Genomic DNA, 23,160 nt, shown 5'->3' with positions numbered 1-23,160 from the left:
TGTCTCACCCCGCCTGCAACTGGTCTGAACGGGCGCCGATCTGGTCGATGCGGGCCTGCAACGAGGCGCGTTCCAGCGACTCGATCGGCAGGCTGATGAAGGCGGCCAGCCTTGTGGCCAGCATCTGGTGGGTGCGGCTGAAGGCTGCGGCCTGTTCGGCCGCGTTTCCGGTGAATGCGGCCGGGTCGGGCACGCCCCAATGCGCGGTCACGGGATGGCCTGGCCAGACCGGGCAGACCTCGCCGGCTGCGTTGTCGCAGACGGTGAAGACGAAATCCATCCGCGGCGCGTCGGGACCGGCGAATTCGTCCCAGCTTTTCGACCGGATGCCGGCAAGATCGTAGTCCAGCCGTTCCAGCAATTGCAGCGTGCGCGGATTCGGCTGGCGCGAGGGGTGCGAGCCGGCCGAAAAGGCACGGAACCGGCCCGAGGGATCGGCGTTCAGGATCGCCTCGGCGATCAGCGACCGGGCCGAATTGGCGGTGCACAGAAACAGCACGTTGAAGGGCGTGTCGCGCACCTTGTCCTCCGATGGCGAAATGGGTCGGGGCGGGTTGATGAGGTTGTTGACGGCGGGCCTGCACAAATCCGGATTCCCGCCGCAGCAATCGCTGAGCAGGTAATCGACCAGATGTCGCATGGTGGTCAGGTCGGCGAAATAGCGGATCGAACGTCCCTCGCGGCGCTTCGCGATCAGCCCGGCCGCAGACAGCACCGACAGATTGGCCGACAGCGTGTTATCGCGCACCGACAAAGCCTCGGCGATCTGGCCCGCCGGCATGCCATCCGCGCCCGCCCGGACCAGAAGACGGAACACCGACAGGCGCAGCGGCTGGCCGAGGGCGGTAAAACAATCGAGGGCATCTTTCGTTTCCATAATTCACGAATAATGGAACTATCTTCGGGGCGCAAGAGTCATTTTTCCCAGCCGCCAGCGCCGCGCCGAATCCGTCGTCAGCGCCGCGCGACGTTCAGCCAGACGCCCCCATGCGGCCGCAGGGTCAGGATCATCCGCGGCTCTGGCGCGCGGCCGGCTATCGCGGTGAAACGGAATCGCGACAGCAGGGTGGCAAGGATGATCACCGCCTCCTGCATCGCGAACCCGGCGCCGATGCAGATCCGGGGACCGGCGCCGAAGGGAAGAAAGGCATAGCGGTCGGGCGGGGTCAGGAACCGGTCCGGATCGAAGGCATCGGGATTCGTCCACAACAGATGGTGGCGATGCAGGGCATAGATCGGCAGCATGACCGTGTCGCCGGGACGGACCTCGCGGCCGCACAGCCGGTCATGCGCCTGCGCCGTGCGCGACAGGAAGGCCGCCGGCGGATAAAGCCGCAGGGCCTCGGACACGATGCGCTGGATCAGCGGCAGCCGCTCCATGTCGGCGGCGGCGGCGGCCCGGTCGCCGAGGATCGCCCGCGCCTCGGTCGCTGCGCGGTCCTGCACATCGGGATCGAAGGCGCAAAGATACAGCGCCCAGGCCAGCGTCAGTGCCGTCGTCTCGTGTCCCGCCACGATGAAGGTCAGCAGGTTGTCGCGCAGCTCGTCGCGATTCATGGTGCGTCCGGTCTCGGGATCGTCGGCATCCAGAAGCAGATCCAGCAGGTCGGGCGGACCCTGCCGTTGCGCGGCGGCGGCCCGGTCCGTGATGGCCCGGTCCGCGATCTGCTTCATCTGTCGCAAGCCCTGCCCCGCAAAGATCCGTCCCGGACGCGGCACCCATCGCGGCACGCCGATCACATCCATCAGCGACACCTTGGCGGTCTGCGCGATATAGCCGTCGATGGCGTGATGCACCGCGTCGCGGTCAAAGGATCGTTCCCCCGACAAGGTCGCGTCCGAGATCACCTCGAAGGTCGCGGCCACGGTTTCGGCGAACAGATCCACAGGACCGGACGCGGCCTCGAGACGGCGGCAGGACGCCTCGGCGGCGGCGGTCATCACCGGGCCAAGCGCCTGAACATGGCGCAGCGCGAAGGCGGGCGCGGCGGCTCGGCGCTGCCAGCGCCAGTTCGCGCCTTCGGCGATGAACAGGCTGTCGCCGATTGCCGGTTCCAGGATCAGCTTGGTGACGACCGATTTCGGATAATCCTCGACCCGGTCCTTCAGGATATGGCGCAGGCTGTCGGGATCCATGACCATGTGCCAGCGGATACCGGTCTGTCCCGACACGATGGGCTGACGCAGCGCCAGTTCGGGAATGATCCCCAGCACGTTGCGGCGCGCGATCATCACCGTCCTCAGGATGCCGACGGGACGGGTGGCCAGCGGCACGCGGGCCGGGATGGCGGACACGGGATCATGATGCGTCATGGCACGACGATAGACGGGCGCGACCCGCGGCTCAATCGCCGGTCTGTCGCACCCTTGTGATCGGACGGGCATTGATCGCCCCCGACCGGCGCCGCAATGTGGAAGAATGCGACCTCTCGCATGAACGCGAGGCCGGCCTTGGCCATGTGTTCCTGCGATGTTGCTTGCGCCGCCTGATCGACACCAAAGAGAGAAGACGATGAACCGCACCTCCTCGACCCGCCGCAACCTGCTGACCGGGGCCTTGATGCTGACCGCGCTGCCATTGCTGCGCCCCCTCGCCGCCCTGGCCCAGTCCGAAAGCCAGGCCGCACCGCAGATGAATGTCACCAAAAGCCCCAGCTGCGGCTGTTGCAAGGGTTGGGTGGATCTGGCCCGGCAACAGGGCTTTTCGGTCAGTGTCACCGACACAGACGATTACGAAGGCATGAAGACCGCCAACGCGGTCCCCGAGGCGCTGTGGTCCTGTCACACCGCGGTCATCGACGGCTATGTGATCGAAGGGCACGTGCCCTTCGCGGCAATCCGGACGCTGCTGGCAGAGCGACCCGACATCGCCGGTCTTTCGGTGCCCGGAATGCCGCCCGATTCGCCCGGCATGGGCGGCGGCGCGGATGCGGTTGTGCCCGTCACCGCCTGGGGCGGCACCGCGGGCGACGGCACGCCCTTCGAATTCAAGTCATAGCACGCAGAAAGCCCGCGCCGATCCGGCGCGGGCTTTCGGAAGTTCGCGAATCCCGTGCGATCAGGCCGCAGCCTTCGCCTTTTCGACGATGGCGCCGAATGCCTCGGGCTCGTGGATGGCCAGATCGGCCAGAACCTTGCGATCCACCTCGATCCCCGCCTTCGCCAGCAGGTTGATGAACCGCGAATAGGTCATGTCGGCATCGGCCAGACGGACGGCGGCATTGATCCGCTGGATCCACAGCGCGCGGAAGTTGCGCTTGCGGTTCTTGCGGTCGCGGGTGGCATATTGGTTGGCCTTGTCCACCGCCTGCGTCGCGGTGCGGAAATTGCGCGACCGGTTGCCGTAATAGCCCTTGGCCTTGTCCAGAACCTTCTTGTGACGGGCGTGGGTAACCTTGCCGGATTTAACTCGTGCCATTGTTCAGTCCTCGACGATCAGCGGTTATAGGGCATGTATTTCTTCACGATCCGGGCATCCGCGTCGCTGAGGACGGTGGTGCCGCGCGCATCGCGAATGAACTTCGTGGTGCGCTTGATCATGCCGTGGCGCTTGCCGGCCTGGGCGGATTTCACCTTGCCCGTGGCCGTCATCGAGAACCGCTTCTTGGCGGCCGCTTTGGTCTTCATTTTCGGCATTTTCATCTCCTTCGTATCAGAGTGAACGCGCGACTCGGCAATGCCATTCCGGCCGGCCGCGCGGGTCGAAGCGCGCCCTATAACGGGGCGCGCCAGTCTTGGCAAGAGATGCCGGCCTATTTGCCCGGCGGGGTCATCGCATCGGTCGCGACCCGATCCCAGGCGCGGGCGAGGTCGCCGGCCTGGAACGGTTCGGGATTCAGATAGGCCGCGGCGAAGATCGCGACGATGCCCAGGATCAACGTGATCACGGCGGCGCGCGGCGGCGTCGCCTGGACAAGCTGCACCACGGCCAGCAGGATCGAGACAAGGCCCAGCGCAACGCCGGCCAGCAGCAGATAATCGGACATCGAAACCACCCGTTCTTCTTCGCTGTTGCGGGCTTATTCCGGATCGGAGGCGAAGATCAAGCGTTCGTCGCAAGGCGCGATGCGCACGATGTTGGTCGTGCCCGGCACGTTGAAGGGCACGCCGGCCATGACCACGACCTGCCGCGTCTCGTCGGCGAAGCCGAAATCCCGCGCAGCGCGGGTCGCGTTCACCACCGCCTCCTTGAAGCGGGTCAGACGCGGCGTGATCACGCAATGCGTCCCCCAGGTCAAGACCATGCGGCGCAACACGTTTTCCAGCGGCGTCAGCGCGATGATGGGCACGCGCGGGCGTTCGCGGGCGACCAGACTGACGGTTTTGCCCGACTGGCTGAAGGCGCAGATCGCGGCCACGTCGGTCGTTTCGGCGATCTCGCGGGCGGCGGTAACGATGGCGTCGGCCACGCTGTGCAGTTCGGCCTGCCGCGCGGCCTCGATGATGCCGCGATAATTCGGATCGGCTTCGACCGAACGTGCGACGCTGTCCATCGTGGTCACCGCCTCGACCGGATAGGCCCCCGCGGCACTTTCGGCCGACAGCATCACGGCGTCGGTTCCCTCGTAGATGGCATTGGCGACGTCGCTGACCTCGGCCCGCGTCGGCATCGGGCTTTCGATCATCGATTCCAGCATCTGCGTGGCCACGATGACCGGCTTGGCCGCAGCACGGCATTGCCGCACCAGCCGCTTCTGGATCGGGGGCACCGAATGGACCGGCAATTCCACCCCCAGATCGCCGCGCGCGACCATGATCCCGTCGGACGCCTTCAGGATCTCGTCGAAGGCGCGCACCGCCGAGGGTTTCTCGATCTTGGACAGCACCGCGGCTCGGCCCCGGGCCAGGTGCCGTGCCTCCTCCACGTCCTCGGCGCGCTGCACGAAGGACAGCGCCAGCCAGTCCACGCCCAGTTCGCAGGCGAATTCCAGATCCTCGCGATCCTTGTCCGACAGGGCCGCCAGCGGCAACACCACGTCGGGCACGTTCACGCCCTTGCGGTCGCTGATCGTGCCGGCGACGGTGACGGTGCAATTGGCGAAATCGGCGCCGCATTCATCCACCCGCAGGCGGATCTTGCCGTCATTGACAAGCAGTTCCGATCCCGCCTCCAGCGCGGCGAAAATCTCGGGATGCGGCAGCTGCACGCGATCGGTATCGCCCGGTTCCGCATCCAGGTCGAAGCGGAACCGATCGCCCGCTTCCAGATCGTGACTGCCCGTGGCAAAGCGCCCGACGCGCAGTTTCGGCCCCTGAAGATCGGCCAGGACGGCGATCGGGCGCCCGGTTTCGGCCTCGACGGCGCGGATGGCGTCAAAACGGGCCTTGTGATCGGCGTGGTCGCCATGGCTCATGTTCAGGCGGAAAACGTCGGCGCCGGCATCGAAAAGGGCCCGGATCATCTCTTGCGTCGAGGATGCGGGGCCAAGTGTCGCCACGATCTTCACATTGCGATGTCGTCTCATCATGCGCCCCTTCCACGTTTAGCGCTATCTATGCCGCAAACGCATGCCCGCGGCAACTGGCGTCCGGGAACATTCCGGCCTAGACAGGCTGCACCATGAAAGATGACCATTCCACGACGGAACGTGCCTTCTGGACGCTGGGCGAGGATCGCCCCTCGCGCTGGCTGATCACCTGCGACCACGCGACAAACCGGGTTCCCCGATGGGTCGGCGGCGGCGAACTGGGCATCGCCGACGCCGACATGGGGCGCCACATCGCCTATGATGTCGGCGCAGCCGGGGTGGCCGAACGTCTGGCCGCGCTGATGGATGCCCCCGCGATCCTGTCCGATTTCTCGCGCCTGGTGATCGACCCGAACCGGGGCGAGGACGACCCGACCCTGCTGATGCGTCTTTATGACGGCACGGTGATCCCGGCCAACAAGAGCGCCGACGCGGCCGAACGTCGTCGCAGGCTGGAGCGCCTGCACCGTCCCTACCATGCCGCGCTGGCGCGGCTGGCCGCCCGCCACCCGGCGCGCTGCCTCTGCGCGGTCCACAGCTTCACCCCGCAGCTGCGCGGCCGGCCGCCGCGTCCATGGCAGATCGGCATCCTCTATTCGCACCGCGACGCACGCCTGGGCCCTGCCATGGTCGCGGCCTGCCGCGCGGAAGGCTGGATCACCGGCGAGAACCAGCCCTATAGCGGCCATCTGGACGGCGATTCGATCGACCGTCACGCCCTGTCCCATGGCCGCCCCAACATGCTGATCGAGATCCGCAACGACCTGATCCGGACCGAACAGGGCCAGGCCGAATGGGCCGGAAGGCTGGCTCCGGTCATCGCGCGCGTGCTGGATGAAACGGGACTCTGAACCCTCGCGCTCTTTCCCAATACCTTCGGGGGTCAGGGGGCAGACAGCCCCCGGCGGCCGCCTCAGATCCCGGACTTGCGGCTTTCTTCCAGATAGATCTCGCGCAGGCGGGCCGCGACCGGGCCGGGCTTGCCGCTGCCGATTTCCACGCCGTCGATCTGGACCACCGGCATCACGAAGGCCGAGGCCGAGGTGACGAAGGCCTCGTCCGCGTCCTGCGCCTCGGCGATGGTGAAGCTGCGTTCCTCGACCTTCATCTGCGCCTCGGCGGCAAGACGCAGCACTGCGGCGCGGGTGATTCCGTGCAGGATGTCGTGGGATAATTCGCGCGTCACGATCACCCCGTCCTTGACGATATAGGCGTTGTTGCTGCTGCCTTCGGTCACGTGGCCGTCCTCGACCAGCCAGGCATCGTCGACGCCGCGCGCTTTGGCCTCCATCTTGGCCATCGAGGGATAGAGCAGCTGCACCGTCTTGATGTCGCGCCGCCCCCACCGCAGATCCTCGACGCTGATGATCTTCCAGCCGGTCTTCGACGCTGGCGCATCGGCAAGTCCGGGCTTCGACTGGGTGAACATCACCACGGTCGGGCGCGTTCCTTCGGGCGGATAGGCAAAATCGCGGTCACCGGCATTGCCGCGCGTCACCTGAAGATAGATCAGACCGTCGCCGATTTCGTTTCTTGCAACCAGTTCGCGAAAGGCGGCGGTGTAATCGCTCTCTGACAAGGGATCGGTCATCGCCAGTTCGTTCAGGGACCGTTGCAGGCGCGCCATGTGGCCGGGAAGGTCGATCAGCTTGCCGCCCAGAACGCTGACCACTTCGTAGACGCCATCGGCCATCAGGAAGCCCCGGTCGAAGATCGAGACGGTCGCCCGATCCTCGGGCAGATATTCCCCGTCAACATAGACAATGCGCGTCATTCCGTGTCCCTTCCCTCTGGCCGCGATTTCCGTTCCGCTCTTCGACCCTATCCCGATCCGCGTCAAGCTGCGCCGCGGCGCGCCCGATTTCGCGCTTGCAGCATCGGCCGCGAAACATTATTGCTCATCACGCCCGCGATTCGACAGATGAGGACCAGCGCATGAGCTTTCGCACCCAGCCCCTGCCCCCTGCCCGTCTGAACCGCTGCCAGTTGTTCGGCCCCGGATCCCGCGACAGCCTTTTCGAGAAGATGGCGAAATCGGAAGCCGACGTCATCAATATCGATCTCGAGGACTCGGTGGCGCCGGATGACAAGGAACAGGCACGGAAGAACGCGATTCAGGCAATCGGCGACGTGGATTGGGGCAGCAAGACGCTGTCGGTGCGGATCAACGGGCTGGACACGCCCTTCTGGTATCGCGATGTGGTGGAACTGCTGGAACAGGCGGACGAGCGGCTGGACCAGATCATGATCCCGAAGGCTGGCAACGCCGGCGACATCTACGCCGTGGACGCGCTGGTCACCGCGATCGAACGCGCGAAGGGTCGAAAGAAAAAAATCGGCTTCGAGGTGATCGTCGAAAGCGCGGCGGGCCTGTGCCATGTCGAAGAGATCGCCGCCGCATCGCCCCGGATGCAGGCGATCAGTCTGGGCGCGGCCGATTTCGCGGCCTCGATGGGCATGGCCACGACCGGGATCGGCGGCACGCAGGAAAACTATTACATGATTCGCGAGGGTCAGAAATACTGGTCCGATCCCTGGCACTGGGCGCAGACCGCGATCGTCTCGGCCTGCCGGACGCACGGCCTGCTGCCGGTCGACGGTCCTTTCGGCGATTTCTCGGACCAGGACGGATTCATTGCGCAAGCACGGCGTTCGGCGACGCTGGGCATGGTCGGCAAATGGGCGATCCATCCCGGCCAGATCGCCCTGGCCAACGCGGTCTTCTCGCCCTCCGAGGCAGCCGTGACCGAGGCGAAAGAGATTCTGGCGGCAATGGAAAGGGCCAAGGCCGAGGGCGCGGGCGCCACCGTCTACAAGGGGCGGCTGGTCGATATCGCCTCGATCAAGCAGGCCGAGGTGATCGTGCGGCAATCCGAACTGATCGCCGCAGATTGACGCAACACCCAGCGGGTCCGGACCAGTGGAGGGGGCCGGCCCGCGACGCGGGAGGGACAGGCCCCGTGCGGATCGAACGGGGCCTGTCGCGTCCGCGGCGCCCGTATCGCTGGTCCCCGGAAAGTGCGTCCCGCGGGCCCTCTGCCGGATAGCGCGGGGCGTGACGAAACCGCCGGAGTCCCGTTGTCAGGCCCGGCGCAGCTTGCGGAAAATCCCCGATGCGCCCCAACCCGCGGCGACCGCGACGGCCAGCGACATCAACCCGTAGAGCAGCGGCTGGTCAAAGGCCATGCGGTAGAGCCAGCGTTCCAGACCGACCTTGCGCACTTCGATGGGCGCGCGATAGACGTCGATGACCCGACCGTCGCGCAGCAGGAAGATGCGGGTCTTGTAATCCCCCTCGATCAGGTTGGCGGGCAGCCGGACATCGGCGCGGAACAGGGTCTGGTCGACCAGCTTGACGCTGCCCTGATCCAGCCGGTACAGCCTGTTTGCTTCGCGCAGTCGGATCAGGGCCGCGGTATAGGGCACCACGTCCGCGACCTGATTGTTGCCCCCCATCGCACGCAGGGCAAGCGGCAGCGAGATGCGGTAGCGCTGGTCCCATTCGGGGCGCAGGATCTGATCCAGCGGGCCGGTGGTCGCGACCACGTAGAAACCGGGGGCGGCGCCGACCTCGACCCTTTTGGTGTTGATCCAGATCCCCAGCTTGCGTTCCTTCTTCCAGACCGTCAGCGACTGCGAGGGGGCCTCGATTGTCATGATGACCTGCAGGGGCGGGCCGTCGGGGATCGGGGTCTCGCGCTTGACCGCGCCGTAGATCAGGATCTCGGAGCCGTCGAAACTGGCGGTGATGGCAATGGAATCGCTGGACAGACCCGCCACCACCTGTTCGCCCGGCCTCTCGACGTTCTCGGGCACGATGACGCGCGGGCGGCCGGGATCGGGATAGGTCGGATAGGCGTCCTGCCCGCGGGGCGCCAGCGGCACCGTCGATCCGGGCGCGGTCTGGTCCTGGGCAAGGACCGCCGCCGCGCCCAGCGACACAAGCAGGGTCAGGATCGCCGCCCTTGCCACCATCAGCGCGCCCCCGACGTGATCGAGTAAAGCTCGTCCGGCCTCAGGAACAGATCCAGCGCCAGCTTGCCGCAGACCAGAAGCACCATCAGCGCCAGAAGGATCCGCAGCTGTTCCGCCCGCAGCCGCGCGCCCAGGCTGGTGCCGATCTGCGCCCCGACCACGCCACCGATGATCAGCAGAACCGCCAGCATGATATCGACCGTGTTGTAGCTGACGGCGTGCATCAGCGTGGTGAAGGCGGTCACGAAGGTGATCTGGAACAGCGAGGTGCCGACAACGACCTTGGTCGGCATTCCGAGCAGATAGATCATCGCCGGCACCATGATGAAGCCGCCGCCCACACCCATGATCGCGGCCAGCACGCCCACGGCAAGTCCGACCAGAAGCACCGGGATCGCGCTGATGTACAGCCCCGAGGCGCGAAACTTCATCTTCATCGGCCAGCGATGCACCCAGTTGTGCTGGTGCAGCCGCTTGCGGAAGGTCGGGTTTCGCGACCGGCGCAGGGATCGGATGCTTTCCTGCAGCATCATCATCCCGATCAGGCCCAGAAACACGACATAGGAAAGCTGCACCACCAGATCGACCTGGCCGATCCGCTGCAGCAGCGTAAAGACCCAGACGCCCACCGACGATCCGGCCAGTCCGCCGGCCAGCAGAACCCAGCCCATCCGGAAATCGACGCTCTTGCGTTTCACATGGGCCAGCACGCCCGACACCGACGAGGCCACGACCTGATTGGCGCCCGTGGCCACCGCGATGGGGGGCGGGATGCCGATGAAGAACAGCAGCGGCGTGATCAGAAAGCCGCCGCCGACGCCGAACAATCCGCTCATCAGGCCGACCACGCCACCAAGACCCACCAGCGTGAAGGCGTTGACCGATACCTCGGCGATGGGAAGGTAGATCTGCATGGGCCGTGATGTTTTGCCGTGACGCAGCATGCAGCCACTTGGTCACAAGGTCAAACGGCTTTCGGTTCCTGCGTCAACGGGTTGAAGGCGATGGCGCGGCCCGCTAATCACGATATGGGGATTGCCAGCAACAGGCGCGTCACCCGCGCGCGTCGGGACAGGGACGACCGGATGCGGATACTCATCACCAATGACGACGGGATCAACGCGCCGGGCCTTCAGGTTCTGGCCGAAATCGCGGCCGAAATCGCGGGCCCGGACGGCGAGGTCTGGACCGTCGCGCCCGCGTTCGAACAATCCGGCGTCGGCCATTGCATCAGCTATTCCCATCCCACCATGATCGCCGAACTGGACCAGCGCCGCTATGCCGCCGAGGGCAGCCCGGCCGATTGCGTGCTGGCGGCGATCTCGGACGTGATGGCGGATGATCCGCCCGATCTGGTGCTGTCGGGCGTGAACCGGGGCAACAATTCGGGCGAGAACGTGATGTATTCCGGCACCGTCGGCGGCGCGATGGAGGCCGCGCTTCAGGGCCTGCCGGCGATCGCGCTGTCGCAATACATGGGTGCCGCCACCGCCGTTCTGAACGATCCGTTCGAGGCCGCGCGCCGTCATGGCCCGGCGCTGATCCGCCGGCTGCTGGACCATGGCGACTGGACCTCGGACCAGGATTTCCGGCTGTTCTACAACATCAATTTTCCGCCCTCCGGTGCCGAGGGGGTGCGCGGGACGCGGGTCGCCGCGCAGGGCCGCCGGCAGGGAACGCGCTTCGGTGTCGTGCCCTATACCGCGCCGAACGGGCGGCGCTTCATGTGGGTCGCGGGCGGGTCGCAGACGGCGCCTGCGGGCGCGGGCAGCGATGTGGACGCGAACATGCGGGGCTACGTCTCGGTCACGCCGATGCGCGCCGATCTGACCTGCCATGCCTCGCTGACGGGGCTTGCCGCCTCGCTGGACGAGGATCATGATGCGGAAAGTCCCGCCAGCCAGCCCGGAACCGCCTGACAATGCCCGCAGACGATCACCAGGACGACGACAGCCCGGCCGAGCGCAAGATGCGCTTTCTGTTCCAGTTGCGGTCGCGCGGCGTGACCGATCCGCGCGTGCTGGCGACGATGGAGCGGATCGACCGGGGTCTGTTCGTGCGCGGCCAGTTCGCCGACCGCGCCTATGAGGATACGCCGCTTCCCATCCCCTGCGGACAGACGATCAGCCAGCCCTCGGTCGTCGGCCTGATGACCCAGGCGCTGAATGTCGGCCCGCGCGATACGGTGCTGGAGATCGGCACCGGCTCGGGCTATCAGGCGGCAATCCTGTCGGGGCTTTGCCGGCGGGTCTATACCGTCGACCGCCACCGCCGTCTGGTGCAGGAGGCAGAGGCGATCTTCCGGGAACTGGATCTGTTCAACATCACCGCGCAGGTCAGCGACGGATCGCGGGGCCTGCCCGATCAGGCGCCCTTCGATCGCATCATCGTCACCGCCGCGGCCGAAGATCCGCCGGGGCCGCTGTTGGCACAATTGAAGATCGGCGGTATCATGGTGGTTCCGGTGGGGCAGTCCGATACGGTGCAGACGCTGATCCGGGTGACGCGGACCGAGACCGGTTTCGACTATGACGAATTGCGGCAGGTCAGGTTCGTTCCGCTGGTCGAGGGGTTGGGACAGACATGACCCCCGCGCGGCGGCAGAGGCAGACAGGCCAAGGATGACAGCATGAGCAGGACCTACAGGCTGATCGGGGGCGCCAGCGCGGCAGTTCTGTTGCTGGCATCCTGCGGGGCGAACGGATTCGACCCCGATCTGCGCCGGATGATGCCCGGCGCGCTGAGCACCGCCGAGGCGGCCGCGACCGCCGCCCCGCGGCCGCAGCCGGACAGTCGCGGGCTGATTTCCTTCCCCGATTATCAGATCGCCATCGCCAGCAGTGGCGACACGCCGGCCACGATCGCCGCGCGGCTGGGCCTGGGCGCCGACGAACTGGCCCGCTACAACGCCCTGCCGGTGAATGCCTCGCTGCAACAGGGCCAGACGCTGGTTCTGCCGCGCCGTGTCGCCGACGCAACCGGCGCGGCGGCGCCCGCGGCCCGCAGCGGCGGCGCGCCCCCGGCCGACGCCGCGTCCGACAGCCCGGCCTCGACCGCGTCTTCGGTCGGCGGCCAGCCCCGGCAGCATGTCGTCGCCGCGGGCGAAACCGCCTGGTCGATTTCGCGCAGATACGGGGTGTCGGTCCAGGATCTGGCCCGTTGGAACGGGTTGCCCTCCAACATGTCGGTGCGACTTGGCCAGCGGCTGATCGTGCCGATTCCGGGCCAGCGCGCGCCCGATCCGGCAGCGATCACCACCGCGCCGGGCAGCGGCAGCCCCACGCCGCGTCCGCCCTCGGCCGCGGATCCGCTGCCGCGCGAGGATACCGCCCCCGCCTCGAAACCCGCGCCGGCGCCGGACGGCCCCGATCTCGGCTCGACCCGGACCGCCGCCTCGGGTGGCGGCCGTTTCAGCATGCCCGTTCCGGGCGCAATCATCAGTGTCTATGAAAAGGGCAAGAACGAGGGGATCGACATCGCCGCCCCCGCCGGAACACCGATCAAGGCGGCTGGCGCCGGCGTCGTCGCCGCGATCACGCAGGACACATCCAGCACGCCGATCCTCGTGATCCGCCATGATGGCGGGCTGATGACGGTCTATACCGGCTTCGGATCGCTGGACGTGGCCAAGGGCGCCAGCGTCGGCAAGGGCCAGACGCTGGGCAAGGCGGGCAAGGGCGGCGTCGTCCATTTCGAGGTCCGCCGCGGCTTCGAAAGCGCCGATCCGGAAGATTATCTGGGCTGATCCTCCGCGGCTGCCCCAGCACCTGTGCCCCGAGGATGTCATCCACGCAGGCCTCGGTCCGTCATTCCGCCTGCGGCTCTGGAAATGGTGCCGGTTGCAGGAATCGAACCCGCGACCTTCTGATTACAAATCAGCTGCTCTACCTGCTGAGCTAAACCGGCCCATCGCCTGCGATACCGCGCGCGGCAGGCTTGCGCAAGCCAAGGTTGGCGCGCGCCAGCAGCGCCACCGCCAGAAGTCCGACCGCCATCACCAGCAGGGCGGCCGGCGCCGCGTTGCCGAGATCCTCGAGACTGGCCTTTTCGTGGGCGCGGGTGGCCAGCGTCTCGTAATTGAAGGGACGAAGCAGCAGGGTCGCAGGCAATTCCTTGCCGCTATCGACGAAGACCAGCAACAGGGCCGACCCGACCGAGCCCTTCATCAGCGGCAGGAACAGATCGCGCAAGACCCCACCCGCATCCCGGCCAAGCGACCGGGCGGCCATCGGCAGCGACGGCGGGACGCGGGTAAAGCCGCCGTCGATCGCGCCCTGGGCGATGGCGAAGAACCGCACCAGATAGGCCAGCACGATGGCCGCGCCGCTGCCGGTCAGGATCAGCCCGGGATCCGTCCCCGTCAGGGCCAGCCAGCCATCGGCCAGGCGGTGATCCAGCGCCGCCAGCGGGAACAGGATGCCGACGGCCAGCACCGCCCCCGGCGCCGCATAGCCGATGGTCGTCACCGGCATCAGCAGGCGCGGCAGCGCGCGGCCCGACAGGCGCACGCCATAGACCATGACCAGCGCCAGGAGGACGGTCAGGACCGAGGCCGTCGCGCCAAGGGTGATCGTGTGCCAGGCCGCCCTGGCCAGCCCCGGCGTGATCCAGCCCTGCGGATAGGCCAGCGCATAGTTCAGGATCACGCCGACCGGCAGGATGAAGCCGAGGGCAAAGGGGATGAAGCAGGCGATGCTGGCGCCGGCCGCCGCCGGTCCGCGCAGAGGCTGGCGCAGGATCGGTCGCGGCTGACGGGCGCTTGGACTATAGCGCGCATTGCGGCGGCCGAACCGTTCCCACAGGGCCAGGATCATCACCACCAGCAGGATCACGCAGGCAATCTGCGCCGCCCCGCCCGCGTTGCGACGTTCCAGCCAGGTCGTGAAGATGCCGGTATTCAGCGTCTGCACGCCGAAATAGCTGACCACACCATAATCCGCGACCGCCTCCATCATCGCGATGGCCGATCCGGCCACGATGGCGGGACGGGCCAGCGGCAAACCCACGCGACGGAACAGACCCCAGCCGCCGGTTCCAAGCGCGCGAGCGACCTCGTAGGCGCCGCCCGATTGCTCGTGCAGGGCTGCGCGGGTCAGCAGATAGACATAGGGAAAATTCGCCGCCGCCATGACCAGAATCGCAGCCTCCAGCGAGCGGACCTGCGGAAACCAGTAATCGCGAGCACTGGCCCAGCCGAACCAGCCGCGCAAGGCCATCTGGACGGGGCCGGAATAATCCAGAAAATCGGCCAGGGCATAGGCGCCGATATAGGCCGGCACGGCCAGGGGCAGCAGCAGGGCCCATTCCAGCAGACGGCGGCCGGGAAAGTCATAGAGACTGACCAGCCAGGCCGCGCCCGCCCCCATCGCGGCCGCCAGCATCCCCGTTCCGGCCGCCAGGATCGCGGTATTCATCAAATAGCGTGGCATCACGGTGGCCATCAGATGCGGCCAGATGTTCTCGGACGGGTTCAGCGCCAGCCAGATCACCGTGCCAACCGGAAGCAGGACCAGGGCCGCGATCAGGCCGGCCGCGACGGACCAGGCGCGGCCGCTGCCCTGACGCAGGCCGTGGTCGTGACGATGAGGATGCGATGCAATTTCAGGCGCGCTCATTCACCCTGCGTTAATCCAAAGGCGTTTGACTGTCCATCAATGGCAGCTACTCTTGCCACGCCAGAAAAGAACCGGACCGAAGAAAGAACGAGGCCGAGCGGATGGAGATGGTGTTTCACCTCGGGGTGCATTGCACCGACGGGGACCGGCTTCTGAAGACCCTGCTCAACAACCGCGAATGGCTGCTGGGCAAGGGAACCGAGATCGTCACCCCGCAACGCCATCGGGGCCTGTTCGAAGAGGCGCTGATGGCCCTGAACGGCGGCCGCGCCACGCCCGAGATGGAACAGATCATGCTGGACGCGATGCTGACCGCCGAGGCGCCGCGCCGCGTGGTCCTGTCCACGCCCACCTTCATGGGCGCGCCGGGCCGGGTCTGTGGCCGCAACGAGGGGCTGTATCCGCAAATGGGGTCGCGCGCGGCGGCGCTGGCCAGCCTGTTCCCGCAGGCACAAGCGGAATTTTTCCTGGCGATCCGCAATCCGGCGACGTTGCTGTCCGAAGTCCTGCCGATCTTCACCGGCGGCGGCTATGACAAGCTGCTTCAGGGCAACCGGCCGCAGGATCTGCGCTGGCGCGACGCGATCCGGCGGCTGGTCCGGTCGGTTCCCGGTCGCCGCATCGTGATCTGGTGTCACGAGGACGTGCCGCTGATCTGGCCCGAAATCGTGCGGCTGGCCGGAAAGATCCCGGCCGACGCGCCGCTGTCCGGCGCCCTGGTCTACATGCAGGAAATTCTCGGCGATTCGGGGCTTGCGATGCTTCAGGAGGCACTTGGCGGCCGCGACCAGCTGAGTGTGCAGCAACGGCGCGAAATATACGCCCGCATCCTTGCCGATCACGCCCCCCGGGACGCGATGGAACAAGAGGTCGCCCTGCCAGGCTGGACGCAGGACATGGTCGACGAGATCACCGATCTCTATCGCAGTGACGTGGCCGAGATCGCGGTCCTGCCGGGGGTCGAGTTCGTCCTGCCCTGAAAGGCGCGGGCGCAGGAAGGCTCAGGCCGGGATCGCGGCGCGGCAATCCGGCCGCGAACACCCCATCCTTCCGCGCGCCGCAACCGGCGCCCGTCAGCCCATGCCAAGGGCGGATTTGTACATCTCCAGGATGGCCTCTTCCTCGGCCACGTCGTCACGGTCGCGCTTGCGCAGGGCGACGATCTTCTTCATCACCTTGGTGTCATAGCCGCGGGCCTTGGCCTCGGCCATGACCTCTTTCTGGCGCTCGGCGATGTCCTTTTTTTCTGCCTCAAGCTGTTCGAACTGCTCGATGAACTGGCGCAGCTCGTCGGCGGCGACACCATAGGCCTGATCGTCCTGCATCTTTCGTCCCTATCTGTTGCCACGGGTCGGTCCCGCGACGTCATCATCTGGCGCGCAGGGTTAGTCGCTCTTGTTCCGGGGTGCAATCGCCGCTAGGCCACCGGCATGATATCGCGCCCATCGCGGAGACAGATCGCCATGACCATCTTCGACATTCTCGTCTGGCTCGGAGCCGCGCTGACGCTGGCCGGCGTGGCCTTGCTGATCGGTTGCATCGCGATCGTCGCGCGCGCGCGCAAGGCCGGGCTGGACGATGCCGCGCTGCGCGCGCGGATGCGGCGCGCGCTGGTGCTGAACATGGCGGCGCTGGCCCTGTCGGGCATCGGGCTGGTCCTGGTCATCGTGGGCATCTTCCTGGCCCCGTGACTTGACCCTTTCAGGGGCCCGGCCGCATCATGTCGGCAAACGGGCAGGAGCATGCGATGAATCCCGAACCGACCACCGGCCTGCGATGACGGGCGGTGCGGCAGCAATCGTGACGGCGATTTTCAGGCCGTGGAGGCGCCGCGCATGAGGGCGCTGGTCCAGCGCGTCACCGAGGCCTCGGTCGAGGTCGAGGGCCGGCCGATCGGCCGCATCGGACCGGGTCTGCTGGTGCTGGCCTGCGCCATGCGCGGCGATGACGAGGCGATGGCCGAGAAGCTGGCCGCGCGGGTGGCAAGGTTGCGCATCTTCGGGGACGAGGCGGGCAGGATGAACCGGTCGCTCATCGACATGGGGGGCGGCGCGCTGGTCGTCAGCCAGTTCACGCTGGCCGCCGATACCCGTTCGGGCAACCGCCCCGGCTTTTCCGCGGCGGCCGCGCCCCACGACGGGCGCAGGCTCCTTGATTGCTTCGTGGACGGCCTGCGCGGAGAGGGCGTTGCCGTCGAGACCGGCCAATTCGGCGCCGAGATGAAGCTGCGGCTTCTCAACGACGGACCGGCCACGATCTGGCTGGACAGCGCAGACCGCGCTTGACTTGTCGCGACGGTTCCCCCATCTGAGCCATGTCGCCGTCCGCTGCCGCGTGAGCAGCCGCGAGATTTCGCCCCAGGCCTGCGACGATAATCCAGTTTCCCATTCACGCGGGGAGGCTTGCGGGCTTCTCGTATTGCGCCCGCACCCCTGCTGATCGCCGCGCCGATGATGTGCGTGGCCACTGCTTTCGTGTCCGATACGGGGGATGCGAGGGCCTGAAAGTTTTTGATGGACCAGAAGAACAACAATCGCCATCCTTTCCATGGCGGCAAGGTCAAGGGGCGTCCCGCCCCGCAACCCGCCGCGAATCAGGGCCGCCGCGCGGTCTCACGCGATCCGCTGCCCAGCGGCCCCTTTGCCGAAATGGGGATCGATCACCGCATCAATGCCAATATCGCCGCGATGGGGCTGGTCACGCCGACACCGATCCAGGAACGGGGCATTCCCTCGGTCGTGGCGGGGCGCGACGTGCTGGGGCTGGCCCAGACCGGCACCGGCAAGACGGCGGCCTTCGGGCTGCCCATGCTGACCCGGCTGATCAACTTCGGCAAGAAGCCCGATCCCAAGACCTGCCGCGCGCTGATTCTGGCGCCGACGCGCGAATTGGCAACGCAGATCGCCACCAATATCGACGCCTATGCCGAGGGCACCCCGATCCGCAGCTTCCGCGTCGTCGGCGGCGCCTCGATCAACGTCCAGATGGAACGGCTGTCGCGCGGCGTCGATGTGCTGATCGCCACGCCCGGCCGCCTGATCGACCTTATCGAGCGACGCGCGGTCGATCTGTCGCAGACCACCTATCTGGTTCTGGACGAGGCCGACCAGATGCTGGACATCGGCTTCATCCATGCGCTGCGCCGGATCGCCAGGATCCTGCCGAAGGAACGGCAGACGCTGCTTTTCTCGGCCACAATGCCGAAGCTGATGTCGGAACTGGCCGACACCTATCTGACCGATCCGGTCAGGGTCGCGGTAAACCCTCCGGGCCAGGCCGCCAAGCAGATCGAGCAAGGCGTGCATTTCGTCACGCAAGGCGACAAGGCGACGCTGCTGGCAGAATATCTGTCGAAACATCCCGGCGAATTGGCCATGGTCTTCGGTCGCACCAAGCATGGCAGCGAAAAACTGTCCAAGCTTCTGGACAAGTGGGGGTTCAAGGTCGCGGCGATTCACGGCAACAAGTCGCAGGGTCAGCGCGAACGCGCCCTGGCCGCGTTCCGCGCCGGCCAGACCCAGATTCTGGTGGCCACCGATGTGGCGGCGCGGGGTCTCGATATTCCCGAGGTCGCCCATGTCTATAATTACGATCTGCCGAACGTGCCCGAGAATTATGTCCACCGCATCGGTCGCACCGCCCGCGCCGGACGCGACGGCCGCGCCGTGGCCTTCTGCGCGCCGGCCGAAATCGGCGAATTGCGCGCCATCGAAAGGGCGATGAAATCCGCCATCCCGGTGATCGGCGGCGAGGTTCCGCCGCCCGCCGCGGCCTCGGCCGGTCGCGGGCCTCGCGGTCGCGGCAAGCCGATCGATGGCGGCGCGAACAAGCGTCCCGCCCGGCGTCCTTCACGGCAGCCCAGAAGCCGGCAGGCGAAGGCCTGAGCGTCGGCCTGCGGGATTTGGGTATTTGGGCAACGAAGAAGCCGCGGGATGTTGGTCCTGCGGCTTTTTCATGCCACCCGCAAACGCGGCCGGGGCAGCGACGCGGCCGCAGCGCACCATGCCAGCACCCCGCACAAGGCGATCGCGGGCACCATGGTGGCGGCGCTGTTATCCATGAACGGTCCGGTCACGGCGATCATCGCGCCTCCGGTCAGCATCTGGATCGTGCCCCCCAGCGAGGAGGCAAGGCCCGCGATGTCGGGATGGGGGTCCAGCGACATGACCATCGCCGTGGGGATGACCAGCCCGAGGAAGGCATTGGCGCAGAACAGCCCGGCCACCACCACCGGCAGCGCGTCAAGGCCGATCCAGACGAGCCCGGTCAACGCGACGCCCAGGACCGCGAAACCGGTGATGGCCAGCGCGATCACCCGCTCCATACCGAAACGGTCGGCCATGGGGCCGGCGAATTGCGAGGCGGTGAAGAAGCCCACGGCATTGATCGCGAAGGCCAGCGAAAAGCCGGTCGGCGACAGGCCGTACTGGCGCGTGTAGACGAAGCTGGCCGCGGACAGGAAGACGAAGAAACTGGCCAGCCCGAAACCGCCGATCATGGTCAGCCCCATGAAGCGGCGGTCCGACAGCAGCCGGCCGGCACCGCTCAGGATCGGGCGCAGCTGCACGGGGCGGCGATGTTCGACCGGCAGGGTCTCGGGCAGAACGAACAGGGTCAGGCACAGGCTGAAGGCGGCCGCGGCGGCAAGAACCGCGAAGATCTCGCGCCAGCCGCCCCAGGCCATGACCAGCGAACCGGTCAGCGGCGCCAGCATCGGCGATACCGAGATGACGATCATGATCGCGGCCATCATTCGGGCCGCCGCCGGCCCGGTCGCCAGATCGCGGATCACCGCCCGCGGCACCACCATCAGCGTGGCCGAGCCCAGCCCCTGCAGTGCCCGCGCCGCGATCAGCCAGCCGATCGAGGGGGCCAGAATCGCGGCAAGCGTGGCGGCCAGAAAGATCGCGGTGCCGATCACGATGGGCATTTTTCGGCCCAGGGCATCGGCCATCGGACCATAGACCATCTGGGCGATGCCGAAAGTGATGAAATAGGCTGTCAGCGTCATTGCCGCTGCGGTCTCGGACGTGTTCAGATCCCTGGCGACCTGCGGCAGCGCAGGCAGATACATGTCCACCGCGAAGGGGCCCACCGCGGCAAGAAGACCCAGCACAAGGGCCATGCGGAACAACGGATCGCGCATTGGAACAACCTGATCTGTGACTGCGAAAAGACAGGGCACCGCGCGACGGCGACGTTCGCCACGGCGACGCGGTTGTGCCAGAAAACGGACTTCCTGGCAATCTCCGCGGCTTGCCCGCGCACCGGCCCGGCGCTATCTGGCGCCATGGCAAAGCTGTATTTCCATTACTCGACCATGAACGCGGGCAAAAGTACACTGCTGCTGCAAGCCGCCCATAATTACCGCGAGCGCGGCATGGCGACGCTGCTGCTGACAGCGGCGCTGGACGGGCGCGAGGGACACGGCCGGATCGGCAGCCGCATCGGCATCGGCGCCGAGGCGCTGACCTTCGATGCCGCGACCGACATGGTCGGGCTGATCGAAAGCCGGGGTCGCGGTTGCGCCTGCATCTTCATCGACGAGGCACAGTTTCTGAGCCGCCATCAGGTCTGGCAACTGGCGCACGTGGCCGACGATCTGCGCATTCCGGTCATGTGCTATGGACTGCGGGTCGATTTCCGCGGCGAATTGTTTCCCGGCTCGGCCGCGCTGCTGGCTTTGGCCGACGATCTGCGCGAGGTCCGCACGATCTGCCATTGCGGGCGAAAGGCCACGATGGTGATCCGGCGCGGCGCAGACGGCGGCGCGCTGACCGAAGGCGCGCAGGTGCAGGTCGGCGGAAACGAGACCTACCTGTCCTTGTGCCGCCGTCATTGGCGCGAGGCGACGGCGCGACAGCGCCCCGCCTAGCCGGCGGGATTGGCCGGCGCGTCCTGCCGCAGCACGCTGAACGAACAATCGTTCAGGAAAGACAGAAAATCCTCGGGCCGCATCGCGCGCATCGATACGTCGTGCTGCGTCGCCCAATCGAAAAGCAGCGTGCAATCGCGATCGGTGCGTCCCATCGACCAGCCATCGAACTGCCGCTGCGCGATGGGCGAGCGCAGCAGCAGCTCGACATCGCGATGTCGGGGATCGGCAAGGATGTCTTCGTAGAGCGAATCAAGATTGTCTGCCGGGCCTTCGATCCACTGGTAATAGACATCGGCTTCGCGATGCAGCAACCCGGTGATGCCCAATCGTGCGTTGCGCAACGCCGCCTTGACCAGCATATCCCGTTCCTCGGCGCCGTTCGGCGGCACCAGAGATTCGCTGCGATAGAGGATTGCCGACAATGTACGGGGCACGAAGACCTCCTCATTCTCGTGGCACTTGACGCTTCTTAACCTGAAACGACCGGCACCATCCATATAAGTTTTGTTAAGTTTCAGCCCGTTGCCTTTGGCTGAGATGGACAAGCATGATCAGCGCCCCTGTGCGCAACCGGCTTGCCGGATTCCCGGCGGCCTGCCAAGCTGGTCGCGGGGAGAGAATGACCATGGATGGCGAACAACATTGTCGCAAGAAGCTGGATGCCGCCGAAATGGGCGTGATCGCGCATCTCTATCGCGGCGAGGTCTATCGCTCGACCATCTGGCGCACGCGGCTGGACACGACGACGAACTGGTCGGTGGTGACGCTGGGCGTCGCCCTGTCGATCACCTATTCATCGCCCCAGGCGTCGCCGCTGCCGCTGGTTCTGGTCGGCATCCTGATCATCTTCTTCCTGATGCTGGAAGCGCGGCGATATCGCTATTTCAACGTCTGGCGCGCCCGCTGCCGGTGGATGGAACTGCATTTCATGGCGCCGATCCTGAAGGAAGGCGATCTGCATCTGGAGGAACACTGGCAGGACCGGCTGGCCGAGGATTATCTGCATCCGGCCTATCATGTCAGCATGTGGACCGCGATCGGTCGGCGGATCCGGCGCAATTATGTCTGGATCCTGCTGATCCAGGCCGTGGCTTATCTGGGCAAGCTGATCGTGCATCCCGACCCGCTGGTCTCGGCCGGCCAGTTGCTGGAACGCGCCGCCATCGGACCGTTTCCGGGCTGGCTGGTCCTGGGGGTCGGGGCGTTCTACTGCATAAGCTGGTCGATCATCGCCATCCTCAGCGGCAAGCAGGACGCGGAACGCGCGCGGATGCGGCGCGACGCCCTGGGCATGGGCTGAGATCCGGCCGACCGCGCCTCAGCCCTGGGGCGTCATCGCCTTGCGTTGACGATTGCGCTCCAGCCCCAGCCTGCGCTCGCGCCAGATGATCAGGATCCCGGCCAGAATGACCACCGCCGCGCCGGTCAGCACGACGGCCGTCGGCGCCTCGGCAAAGAAGAACCAGCCGATGGCGATGGCCAGGATCATCGAGACATATTCGAAGGGCGCGATCAGCGAGGCATCGGCAAAGCGATAGGCCGAGGTCAGAAAGATTTGCCCGAACCCGCCCAGAATGCCGGTCGTGATCAGCAGCGCCAGCGTCCGGGCATCCGGCGCCACCCAGCCGAAGGGCAGCGTGGACAATCCCAGCACCGCCGAGGTGACCGAGAACCAGAAGACGATGGCCGAGGTGCGTTCTTCCTGCACCAGCCGGCGCACGAAGATCTGCGCCAGCGCGGCACAGAAGGCGCCGCCAAGCGCCACGACGGCGCCCAACTGGTTTCGGTAATCGCCCGCCCCGGACATGTTGAGTTGCGGCGACAGCACGATCAGCACGCCGGCAAGTCCCATCCCGACCATGCCCAGGCGGAACAGGCGCACGTCCTCGCCCAGAAACATCGCGGCGAAGACGACGACCAGCAGCGGCGCGGCATAGCCGATGGCGGTCGCCTCGGGAAAGGACAACAGCGACAGCGCCCAGAAATTCAGCCCCATGGCGGCGGTGCCGATGATGCCGCGATAGACATGGCCCAAGGGCCGAAAGGTGCGCAGGCCCACGCCGATCTCCTGGCGCAAGGCCAGCCAGGCCAGAATCACCGGAATGGCAAAAAACGACCGGAAGAAGACCTGCTGGCCGGGCGGCACGCCGAGGCTCTTGTCCGCGGTTGCCTTGACCAGCGCCGCCATCACCGTGAAAACCGCGACGCTGGCGCATTTCAGGAC

26 protein-coding genes and 1 tRNA gene are annotated in these 23,160 nt (G+C 66.6%); 12 read left to right on the top strand and 15 right to left on the bottom strand.

The annotated features are described in order from the left end of the window. Positions 1 to 4 precede the first annotated feature (4 nt). Together B4A72_RS13995 and B4A72_RS13990 are read right to left on the bottom strand one after the other, a co-directional pair. Positions 5 to 877: a metalloregulator ArsR/SmtB family transcription factor gene (locus B4A72_RS13995; protein WP_292952120.1), complete on the bottom strand. Its 873-nt coding sequence runs from the start codon at positions 875 to 877 to the stop codon at positions 5 to 7. 77 nt (positions 878 to 954) lie between these two features. Then, positions 955 to 2,313: a cytochrome P450 gene (locus B4A72_RS13990; protein ID WP_292952117.1), complete on the bottom strand. Its 1,359-nt coding sequence runs from the start codon at positions 2,311 to 2,313 to the stop codon at positions 955 to 957. A gap of 199 nt (positions 2,314 to 2,512) precedes the next feature. On the opposite strand from B4A72_RS13990, the gene B4A72_RS13985 reads away from it, so the two are divergent. Continuing rightward, on the top strand, positions 2,513 to 2,998 hold the full coding sequence (locus tag B4A72_RS13985) for a DUF411 domain-containing protein (protein WP_292952114.1): 486 nt from the start codon (positions 2,513 to 2,515) through the stop codon (positions 2,996 to 2,998). 60 nt (positions 2,999 to 3,058) lie between these two features. On the opposite strand, the gene rplT is transcribed toward B4A72_RS13985, so the two are convergent. From rplT to pyk, 4 genes are all read right to left on the bottom strand, one after another. Then, positions 3,059 to 3,418 (bottom strand): 50S ribosomal protein L20, encoded by a 360-nt coding sequence (gene rplT / locus B4A72_RS13980; RefSeq protein WP_292952111.1) that lies wholly within the window; start codon positions 3,416 to 3,418, stop codon positions 3,059 to 3,061. A gap of 17 nt (positions 3,419 to 3,435) precedes the next feature. Continuing rightward, complete coding sequence (gene rpmI / locus B4A72_RS13975; protein ID WP_292952108.1) at positions 3,436 to 3,636, bottom strand: 50S ribosomal protein L35; 201 nt, start codon at positions 3,634 to 3,636, stop codon at positions 3,436 to 3,438. A gap of 116 nt (positions 3,637 to 3,752) precedes the next feature. Further along, positions 3,753 to 3,986, bottom strand: a complete 234-nt coding sequence (locus tag B4A72_RS13970) for a hypothetical protein (RefSeq protein ID WP_292952105.1) — start codon at positions 3,984 to 3,986, stop codon at positions 3,753 to 3,755. Positions 3,987 to 4,019: 33 nt separating this feature from the next. Then, entirely contained in the window at positions 4,020 to 5,465 is a 1,446-nt protein-coding gene (gene pyk / locus B4A72_RS13965) for a pyruvate kinase (protein ID WP_292952102.1), read from the bottom strand. A gap of 95 nt (positions 5,466 to 5,560) precedes the next feature. On the opposite strand from pyk, the gene B4A72_RS13960 reads away from it, so the two are divergent. Then, a complete protein-coding gene (locus B4A72_RS13960) occupies positions 5,561 to 6,319 on the top strand; it encodes an N-formylglutamate amidohydrolase (RefSeq protein ID WP_292952099.1) in 759 nt (252 codons plus the stop codon). A gap of 62 nt (positions 6,320 to 6,381) precedes the next feature. Here the strand turns inward: B4A72_RS13960 and B4A72_RS13955 are convergent, their stop codons facing one another. After that, a complete protein-coding gene (locus B4A72_RS13955; RefSeq protein ID WP_292952096.1) occupies positions 6,382 to 7,242 on the bottom strand; it encodes a D-amino-acid transaminase in 861 nt (286 codons plus the stop codon). Positions 7,243 to 7,403: 161 nt separating this feature from the next. Here B4A72_RS13955 and B4A72_RS13950 point away from each other — a divergent pair, with 161 nt between their 5' ends. Continuing rightward, positions 7,404 to 8,363: an L-malyl-CoA/beta-methylmalyl-CoA lyase gene (locus B4A72_RS13950; protein ID WP_292952093.1), complete on the top strand. Its 960-nt coding sequence runs from the start codon at positions 7,404 to 7,406 to the stop codon at positions 8,361 to 8,363. Between the two features lie 186 nt (positions 8,364 to 8,549). Here the strand turns inward: B4A72_RS13950 and B4A72_RS13945 are convergent, their stop codons facing one another. After that, positions 8,550 to 9,443, bottom strand: a complete 894-nt coding sequence (locus B4A72_RS13945) for a TIGR02186 family protein (RefSeq protein WP_292952090.1) — start codon at positions 9,441 to 9,443, stop codon at positions 8,550 to 8,552. Next, positions 9,443 to 10,357, bottom strand: coding sequence for a sulfite exporter TauE/SafE family protein (locus B4A72_RS13940; RefSeq protein WP_292952087.1), 915 nt, complete (start codon positions 10,355 to 10,357; stop codon positions 9,443 to 9,445). The genes B4A72_RS13945 and B4A72_RS13940 overlap by 1 nt, the downstream gene beginning before the upstream one ends. Before the next feature lie 171 nt (positions 10,358 to 10,528). On the opposite strand from B4A72_RS13940, the gene surE reads away from it, so the two are divergent. Genes surE through B4A72_RS13925 form a run of 3 tightly spaced genes read left to right on the top strand, consistent with a single transcriptional unit; the run spans position 10,529 to position 13,188 of the window. After that, positions 10,529 to 11,362, top strand: coding sequence for a 5'/3'-nucleotidase SurE (gene surE / locus B4A72_RS13935; RefSeq protein ID WP_292952084.1), 834 nt, complete (start codon positions 10,529 to 10,531; stop codon positions 11,360 to 11,362). A 2-nt stretch (positions 11,363 to 11,364) separates the two neighbouring features. Further along, positions 11,365 to 12,030: a protein-L-isoaspartate(D-aspartate) O-methyltransferase gene (locus B4A72_RS13930; protein ID WP_292952081.1), complete on the top strand. Its 666-nt coding sequence runs from the start codon at positions 11,365 to 11,367 to the stop codon at positions 12,028 to 12,030. Positions 12,031 to 12,072: 42 nt separating this feature from the next. Then, positions 12,073 to 13,188 carry a LysM peptidoglycan-binding domain-containing protein gene (locus B4A72_RS13925; protein WP_292978880.1) on the top strand — a complete coding sequence of 372 codons (1,116 nt, stop codon included), beginning with the start codon at positions 12,073 to 12,075 and terminating at the stop codon, positions 13,186 to 13,188. An 85-nt stretch (positions 13,189 to 13,273) separates the two neighbouring features. Here the strand turns inward: B4A72_RS13925 and B4A72_RS13920 are convergent. Together B4A72_RS13920 and B4A72_RS13915 are read right to left on the bottom strand one after the other, a co-directional pair. After that, a tRNA-Thr gene (locus B4A72_RS13920) sits at positions 13,274 to 13,349 on the bottom strand. Further along, entirely contained in the window at positions 13,340 to 15,058 is a 1,719-nt protein-coding gene (locus B4A72_RS13915; RefSeq protein ID WP_292952075.1) for an ABC transporter permease, read from the bottom strand. Before B4A72_RS13915 ends, B4A72_RS13920 begins: the two co-directional genes overlap by 10 nt. Before the next feature lie 101 nt (positions 15,059 to 15,159). On the opposite strand from B4A72_RS13915, the gene B4A72_RS13910 reads away from it, so the two are divergent. Next, positions 15,160 to 16,038 (top strand): hypothetical protein, encoded by an 879-nt coding sequence (locus B4A72_RS13910; RefSeq protein WP_292978878.1) that lies wholly within the window; start codon positions 15,160 to 15,162, stop codon positions 16,036 to 16,038. A gap of 93 nt (positions 16,039 to 16,131) precedes the next feature. On the opposite strand, the gene B4A72_RS13905 is transcribed toward B4A72_RS13910, so the two are convergent. Continuing rightward, positions 16,132 to 16,383, bottom strand: a complete 252-nt coding sequence (locus B4A72_RS13905) for a DUF2312 domain-containing protein (RefSeq protein ID WP_292952069.1) — start codon at positions 16,381 to 16,383, stop codon at positions 16,132 to 16,134. Between the two features lie 138 nt (positions 16,384 to 16,521). Here B4A72_RS13905 and B4A72_RS13900 point away from each other — a divergent pair, with 138 nt between their 5' ends. From B4A72_RS13900 to B4A72_RS13890, 3 genes are all read left to right on the top strand, one after another. Continuing rightward, positions 16,522 to 16,749 carry a hypothetical protein gene (locus B4A72_RS13900; protein WP_292952066.1) on the top strand — a complete coding sequence of 76 codons (228 nt, stop codon included), beginning with the start codon at positions 16,522 to 16,524 and terminating at the stop codon, positions 16,747 to 16,749. A gap of 144 nt (positions 16,750 to 16,893) precedes the next feature. Further along, positions 16,894 to 17,343 (top strand): D-aminoacyl-tRNA deacylase, encoded by a 450-nt coding sequence (gene dtd, locus B4A72_RS13895; protein WP_292978876.1) that lies wholly within the window; start codon positions 16,894 to 16,896, stop codon positions 17,341 to 17,343. A gap of 363 nt (positions 17,344 to 17,706) precedes the next feature. After that, positions 17,707 to 18,942: a DEAD/DEAH box helicase gene (locus tag B4A72_RS13890; RefSeq protein WP_292952183.1), complete on the top strand. Its 1,236-nt coding sequence runs from the start codon at positions 17,707 to 17,709 to the stop codon at positions 18,940 to 18,942. A 68-nt stretch (positions 18,943 to 19,010) separates the two neighbouring features. Here the strand turns inward: B4A72_RS13890 and B4A72_RS13885 are convergent, their stop codons facing one another. Then, entirely contained in the window at positions 19,011 to 20,204 is a 1,194-nt protein-coding gene (locus tag B4A72_RS13885; protein ID WP_292952060.1) for a multidrug effflux MFS transporter, read from the bottom strand. A 144-nt stretch (positions 20,205 to 20,348) separates the two neighbouring features. Here B4A72_RS13885 and B4A72_RS13880 point away from each other — a divergent pair, with 144 nt between their 5' ends. Continuing rightward, complete coding sequence (locus tag B4A72_RS13880) at positions 20,349 to 20,933, top strand: thymidine kinase (RefSeq protein WP_292952057.1); 585 nt, start codon at positions 20,349 to 20,351, stop codon at positions 20,931 to 20,933. On the opposite strand, the gene B4A72_RS13875 is transcribed toward B4A72_RS13880, so the two are convergent. Further along, a complete protein-coding gene (locus B4A72_RS13875) occupies positions 20,930 to 21,370 on the bottom strand; it encodes a BLUF domain-containing protein (protein ID WP_292978874.1) in 441 nt (146 codons plus the stop codon). The genes B4A72_RS13880 and B4A72_RS13875 overlap by 4 nt on opposite strands. Positions 21,371 to 21,555: 185 nt before the next feature. On the opposite strand from B4A72_RS13875, the gene B4A72_RS13870 reads away from it, so the two are divergent. Then, positions 21,556 to 22,236 (top strand): DUF2270 domain-containing protein, encoded by a 681-nt coding sequence (locus tag B4A72_RS13870; RefSeq protein WP_414692129.1) that lies wholly within the window; start codon positions 21,556 to 21,558, stop codon positions 22,234 to 22,236. Positions 22,237 to 22,254: 18 nt separating this feature from the next. On the opposite strand, the gene B4A72_RS13865 is transcribed toward B4A72_RS13870, so the two are convergent. Further along, complete coding sequence (locus B4A72_RS13865; protein WP_292978886.1) at positions 22,255 to 23,157, bottom strand: DMT family transporter; 903 nt, start codon at positions 23,155 to 23,157, stop codon at positions 22,255 to 22,257. Positions 23,158 to 23,160 lie beyond the last annotated feature (3 nt).

This window comes from Paracoccus sp. UBA5162 (assembly GCF_002413585.1).
Classification (GTDB): domain Bacteria; phylum Pseudomonadota; class Alphaproteobacteria; order Rhodobacterales; family Rhodobacteraceae; genus Paracoccus.
The sequence above is the reverse complement of the archived record's forward strand: the minus strand, read 5'-3'. Positions and strand labels throughout refer to the sequence as shown.